General features: G+C 71.0%; 6 protein-coding genes. 5 read left to right on the top strand and 1 reads right to left on the bottom strand.

Annotated features, from left to right (window positions below; all coding sequences use genetic code 11):
* Positions 1 to 96: 96 nt before the first annotated feature.
* On the bottom strand, positions 97 to 639 hold the full coding sequence (locus ACTH43_RS06530) for a DUF3093 domain-containing protein (RefSeq protein WP_441444113.1): 543 nt from the start codon (positions 637 to 639) through the stop codon (positions 97 to 99).
* A gap of 99 nt (positions 640 to 738) precedes the next feature.
* Here ACTH43_RS06530 and dut point away from each other — a divergent pair, with 99 nt between their 5' ends.
* The 5 genes from dut to ACTH43_RS06505 form a co-directional block, all read left to right on the top strand.
* Positions 739 to 1,314 carry a dUTP diphosphatase gene (dut, locus tag ACTH43_RS06525; RefSeq protein ID WP_441444112.1) on the top strand — a complete coding sequence of 192 codons (576 nt, stop codon included), beginning with the start codon at positions 739 to 741 and terminating at the stop codon, positions 1,312 to 1,314.
* Between the two features lie 2 nt (positions 1,315 to 1,316).
* Positions 1,317 to 2,117, top strand: coding sequence for a DUF3710 domain-containing protein (locus tag ACTH43_RS06520; RefSeq protein ID WP_441444111.1), 801 nt, complete (start codon positions 1,317 to 1,319; stop codon positions 2,115 to 2,117).
* A complete protein-coding gene (locus ACTH43_RS06515) occupies positions 2,114 to 2,956 on the top strand; it encodes a DUF3159 domain-containing protein (protein ID WP_441444110.1) in 843 nt (280 codons plus the stop codon). The genes ACTH43_RS06520 and ACTH43_RS06515 overlap by 4 nt, the downstream gene beginning before the upstream one ends.
* A gap of 205 nt (positions 2,957 to 3,161) precedes the next feature.
* Positions 3,162 to 4,484, top strand: a complete 1,323-nt coding sequence (locus ACTH43_RS06510) for a class I SAM-dependent RNA methyltransferase (RefSeq protein WP_441444109.1) — start codon at positions 3,162 to 3,164, stop codon at positions 4,482 to 4,484.
* Between the two features lie 313 nt (positions 4,485 to 4,797).
* A partial coding sequence (locus tag ACTH43_RS06505; protein WP_441444108.1) for an aconitase family protein occupies positions 4,798 to 5,336 on the top strand: 539 nt, incomplete at its 3' end.

Here is a 5,336-nt window from a genome sequence, read left to right as displayed (position 1 = left end):
CTGGGTCCTGGGTCCTGCGGCACGGGCCTCAGGGTCAGCGGCCCCACCGCTCGAGCCGAGTGTTGCCCGGGCCCAGCGCTGCCCGGGTCCGAGCGCTCAGCGGTCCTCGCGCGCCTTCAGCTGCTTCGCGGTCCTCAGCGCGAGGGCCAGGTCCTCGGGACGGCGGGTCGAGGCGACCCAGGCGGTGATCGGATCCTCAGGGTCGAGCACCTCGACCCGGAGCCCGGAGCGGGTCCACCCACGGATGCAGTGATGAGCCAGCGGCTCGAAGCCCTGTCCGATCGTGCGAGCCCAGTCCTCTCCCTGGAGCGGCGTGGGATCGCCGAGCAGCTCGACCCCGATCTGCGCGCGGCCCAGGCGGAAGCGGCCGTTCGCCACCTCGAGCACGGGGGAGTACTGGTGGACCAGCACCAGCAGGGCGAGGATGCACACGGAGGAGAACACGATCGCGACCGTGAGGTTCAGCGGGACCAGGATCAGGCCGAGCGCGGCTCCGATGGCGACCGCGACCACCCAGACCGTGGGGCCGGGGAAGAGGTGCTCACGGAAGAGGACGGTGCTCTCGTCGGAGGCGGCGGGGCGAGCGGCCGCCGGGACGGGGGAGGTGTGATCAGCGGGGCGATCAGCTGCTGCGGACATGCCGCCATGGTCTCACGCAGCACCTGGACGTCCACGGCCCGCCGTGCGAGGCTCCGAGCTCGCTGGGAGCAGGGTGTCGCCACGGCATACCCTGTGCCCATGTCTGTCGATCACGCTGATTCCTCGTCACACGATGCGACGGCCGCACCTGCGGCCGGAGACCCCGTCCTGCGCATCCGCCGCAGCGGCGCGACGGCGCTGCCGCATCGCGCTCATGCCGACGATGCTGGGCTGGACCTCGCCAGTGCGGAGGACCTCGTGATCCCCGCCGGTGGCCGGGCCCTGGTGGACACGGGCCTCGCGCTCGCGCTGCCGCCCGGCACCGTGGGCATGGTCTGCCCCCGCTCCGGCCTCGCAGCGCGCCACGGGATCACCGTCCTGAACGGCCCCGGTATCGTGGATGCTGGCTACCGCGGTCCCGTCAAGGTCTCGCTGCACAACACCGATCCGACGGAGCCGTTCGCCCTCCATGTCGGAGACCGCATCGCCCAGCTGGTGGTGGTGCCCTTCATCGCCCCGGTGCTGCAGGAGGTCGCGGACCTCGAGGAGACCGACCGGGCGCAGGGCGGCTTCGGCTCCAGCGGCGGTTTCGGAGCCGCCGCGACAGCTGAGCCGATGACGGCGGCTGCGACCGCCACGGCGGCCGTGACCGCCGACGAGACCACGGAGGGATGATCATGGGACTGTTCTCTCGCAAGAAGCAGCAGAAGGTCGAGGAGATCGACGGCCTGGATGCGCACGACTCCCAGGATTCGGGGATCTCGCAGAAGGCGACCGACCGGCCCGATGCCGAGGACGCCGAGAACGATGAGGGCACCGAGCGGGCAGAGGGCCGCGACGGCGACAGCGACTCCGCCGCCCCTCGCGGAGAGCACCTCGAAGACGGCCCCTATGACGAGTCCGAGGCACCCGCGGAAGAGCGGATCGACCTCGGAGCACTACGCGTCCCGGCCATCGACGGCATGGAGCTGAGGATGGAGGTCGATCAGCGCAGCGGCTCGGTCACCGGGGCGAATCTGGTGATCGCCGGCTCGTCCCTGCAGGTCCAGGCCTTCGCCGCGCCCAAGACCCGCGGTCTGTGGGAGGACGTGCGCTCCTCGCTGCGCGACTCCGTGGTCAAGCAGGGAGGGACCGCGGAGACCCGGCCCGGAGCCTTCGGCACCGAGCTGATCACCCGGCTGCCCGTGAAGCGGACCGATGGGCGTACGGGATACCGGCCGGCGCGATTCATCGGCATCGACGGACCGCGCTGGTTCGTCCGGGCGATCCTCACAGGCAAGGCGCTGGGCGACAAGGAGCAGTCACGCCGTTTCGAGACCCTCATCTCCCGCCTGGTGGTGGTGCGCGGGTCCGAGGCGATGGCTCCGCAGGAGCTGATCCCGCTGCATCTGCCCGGGGAGCGGCCGGGCCTGAGCCAGGTCGGTGCCGCACCGCTGGACCCGCTGGCACGGGGCCCAGAGATCACGGAGGTCGGGTGAGTCCCGCGGTGCCCGGCTCCGGCTCTGGCCCCGAGACCCACGGCCCCGAGCACGAAGCACCCGAGACCCAGGGGCCGGAGCCGCGAGGCGCCGAGCGCCCGGCTCCGGCGGCCCGAGGCCCTGAGCGCCAGGGTCCCGCAGCCGGAGGCCCCGGCATCGGTCCAGAGGCGGGCACGGGCCCAGCCGCCGAGGAGCACGAGCCGACGTCCCGCAGCGGGCTGGGTGCCGTGCTGCGGGATGAGGAGTTCTCCGTCTCCGACGCCATCGGCGGCCCCCGCGGCATCGTCGAGTCGGTGCTGCCCACGCTGCTCTTCGTGGTGCTGTTCGTGGTCACGCGCTCGGTCATGGTCGCGGCCGTGGCTGCGGTCATCGTGGTGCTGGGACTGCTGATCGCTCGCATCGTGCAGCGACAGAGCCCGTCCACGGTGCTCGGCGGCCTGCTCGGGGTGGCACTCGGCGCCGTGCTCGCGATCCGCTCCGGCGAAGGCTCTGACTTCTACTGGCCCGGTATCGTCACCAACGCCGTCGCTCTGGTGGTGCTGCTGACCACTCTGGCGCTGCGGCGACCGCTGGTGGGAATCTTCGTCGGCCTGCTCGATCCTCGGGTGAAGGACTGGACCGAGGACCCTGACGCACGCCGTGTCTACACCAGGGCCACGTTGCTCTTCGTCGGGCTCTACGCCGCGAAGCTGGCCGTGCAGCTCCCGCTGCTGCTGACGGATCAGGTCGCCGCCCTCGGCGCCGCCAAGATCGCCATGGGCCTGCCCGCCTTCGCCGTGATCGCGTATCTGGTGTGGCTCATGCATCGCGGACTGCTGGCGCGTCGCGAGCGACGTTGAGCACCTGCTCGGGCCGTGTGCGCAGGAGCGTCATCGGGTCGGGCACGCAGGAACGCCATCGGGCCGGGCGCCAGGACCGTCCACTGGATGAGACAATGGGCGGACGGTTCCCCGCACCCGACCGCAGGTCTGCGCGGGACCTCCCCATAGATCGAGCAGCCACGGTCCGCGTCGTTCCCCGCGCGGACGGGAAGAGAGTGGTCCGATGACCTCCGATGCCGAAACCGCGCCGAGCAGCTCCGCCCTCGGCGGGCGCCTCCTGACCCTCACTGTCGGCCCGCCCGCAGCCGGCGGCACCTTCGTGGCACGCCATGAGGGACGGGTCGTGTTCGTCCGCGGCACGACCCCGGGCGAGACCGTGACCGCCCGACTGCTCGAAGACCCCGAGGAGCGCGCGAACGCACGTTTCTGGCGCGCCGAGGCGCTCGACGTGCTCGAGGCAGGCCCGGACCGTGCACCGTCGGTCTGGGAGGAGGCCGGCATCGACGGCGTGGGAGGTGCCGAGTGGGCGCACATCGCACTGCCCGCCCAGCGCCGGATCGCCACCGAGGTGATGCAGGAGCTGCTCCGCCGCGCCGGGGTGACGAGCTTCCCGATCGAGCAGGTGCAGGTCGAGCCGGCGCCGCACGACGCCGAAGGGCTGGCCTGGCGCACACGCGTGCGCTATGCGGTCGATGCCGATGGCCGGGTGGGCATGCGCGGCTGGCGTTCTCATGAGGTTCGTCCGGTGGGCGCGGATCCCCTCTCGGCCCAGGCCATTCGTGACCTGCAGCTGGGGGAGTGGACCGCCCCCGAGGGGACCGAGGCGATCGATGCGGTCGCTCCGTCGGCCGGTCCTGCCTCCGTGGTGCTGATCGGGCGGGAGCTCGACCCGAGCGCAGTGGTCATCCCGGAGACCTGGGGGGATGCTGACGTCTCTGTCCGCACCGGGCGCGGCCTGGTCCCGCTGCGCGGGGACGGACTGGTCCATGAACGCCTCGGGGAGCGCATGTTCGCCGTCAGCGCGACGGGCTTCTGGCAGTCGCACCGACGCGCCGCGGAGCTCCTGAGCGAGGTCGTCGAATCGACGCTGCGCGCACCGCACGGCGGCAGCGCCTGGGATCTGTACGGCGGAGTGGGGGTCTTCTCCGCAGTCGCAGCGCGGCAGGTGGGGGCCGACGGCTCGGTCGTCTCCGTCGAGGGGAACCGGCGCGCCTCGCAGATCGCCGCCGAGAACCTCGAGGATCTTCCCCAGGTCTCGACCGCGACCGCGGACGTGACGGACTGGGTCCGTGCCCGCCGTGGCGGCGTCGACACGGTGGTGCTGGACCCGCCGCGCAGCGGTGCAGGCACCGAGCTGATGGACCTCCTGGCAGCCGCCGTCCGCCAGCGGATCGTCTACGTCTCCTGCGAGCCCTCCACGCTCGCCCGGGACCTCGCAGCGATCGAGAAGAAGGGGTGGCAGATCGCGGACCTGCGTGCCTTCGACCTGTTCCCGCATACCCACCACATCGAGTCGGTCGCGGTGCTGGAGCGAGTCTCGGCCTGAAGGGACGGGGCGGCGTCGCTCGGCCGCGCCAGGGCCGTCGCACCAGGGCCGTCGCACCAGGGCCGTCGCACCAGGGCGCCCGCCGAGACGGCGAGCTTCGACACACCTGCAGATCAGCTGACGAGGTGTCAGGTCGAGGGTGCCTGACATGGTACTATTTATCTTGACTTCAAGATATATGCCGGATCGAGCCGGCGTCCCCTCGGTCGACCTGCATGAGCAGCGGTTCATCGCGAGGTGAGCGTTCGTCCGCCTGTCGCGGATTGCGCGCCTACGATGGAGGGGTCAACCCCACACCAAAGGAGTTCGCCTGATGAGCACTGTCGACTCATTCGCCGCGAAACAGGATCTCAGCGTCGGCGGCACCGACTACGAGATCTTCGCGCTCGACGCCGTGGAGGGCGCCGACAAGCTTCCCTACAGCCTCAAGATCCTGCTCGAGAACCTGTTGCGCACCGAGGACGGGGCGAACATCACCGCCGACCACGTGCGCGCCCTGGCGGGCTGGGAGCCCTCTGCCGATCCGTCGGTCGAGATCCAGTTCACCCCGGCCCGCGTGATCATGCAGGACTTCACCGGCGTGCCCTGCGTCGTCGATCTCGCCACCATGCGCGAGGCCATGCAGGATCTCGGCGGCGATCCCGAGAAGATCAACCCGCTCGCCCCGGCCGAGATGGTCATCGACCACTCGGTGATGATCGACGTGGCCGGTCGCCTGGACGCGCTCGAGAAGAACATGGAGCTCGAGTACGAGCGCAACCGTGAGCGCTATCAGTTCCTGCGCTGGGGCCAGACGGCCTTCGACGACTTCAAGGTCGTCCCCCCGGGCACCGGCATCGTCCACCAGGTCAA

This window comes from Brachybacterium sp. (assembly GCF_052095815.1).
GTDB lineage: Bacteria > Actinomycetota > Actinomycetes > Actinomycetales > Dermabacteraceae > Brachybacterium.
Note: the sequence above shows the minus strand (reverse complement) of the source record. Positions and strands in the feature narration are given on the sequence as shown.

Excerpts from the sequence above, each read along its gene's own strand:
- ACTH43_RS06530 (WP_441444113.1), bottom strand. The coding sequence starts at position 639 with ATGTCCGCAGCAGCTGATCGCCCCGCTGATCACACCTCCCCCGTCCCG.
- dut (WP_441444112.1), top strand. The coding sequence starts at position 739 with ATGTCTGTCGATCACGCTGATTCCTCGTCACACGATGCGACGGCCGCA.
- ACTH43_RS06520 (WP_441444111.1), top strand. The coding sequence starts at position 1,317 with ATGGGACTGTTCTCTCGCAAGAAGCAGCAGAAGGTCGAGGAGATCGAC.
- ACTH43_RS06510 (WP_441444109.1), top strand. The coding sequence starts at position 3,162 with ATGACCTCCGATGCCGAAACCGCGCCGAGCAGCTCCGCCCTCGGCGGG.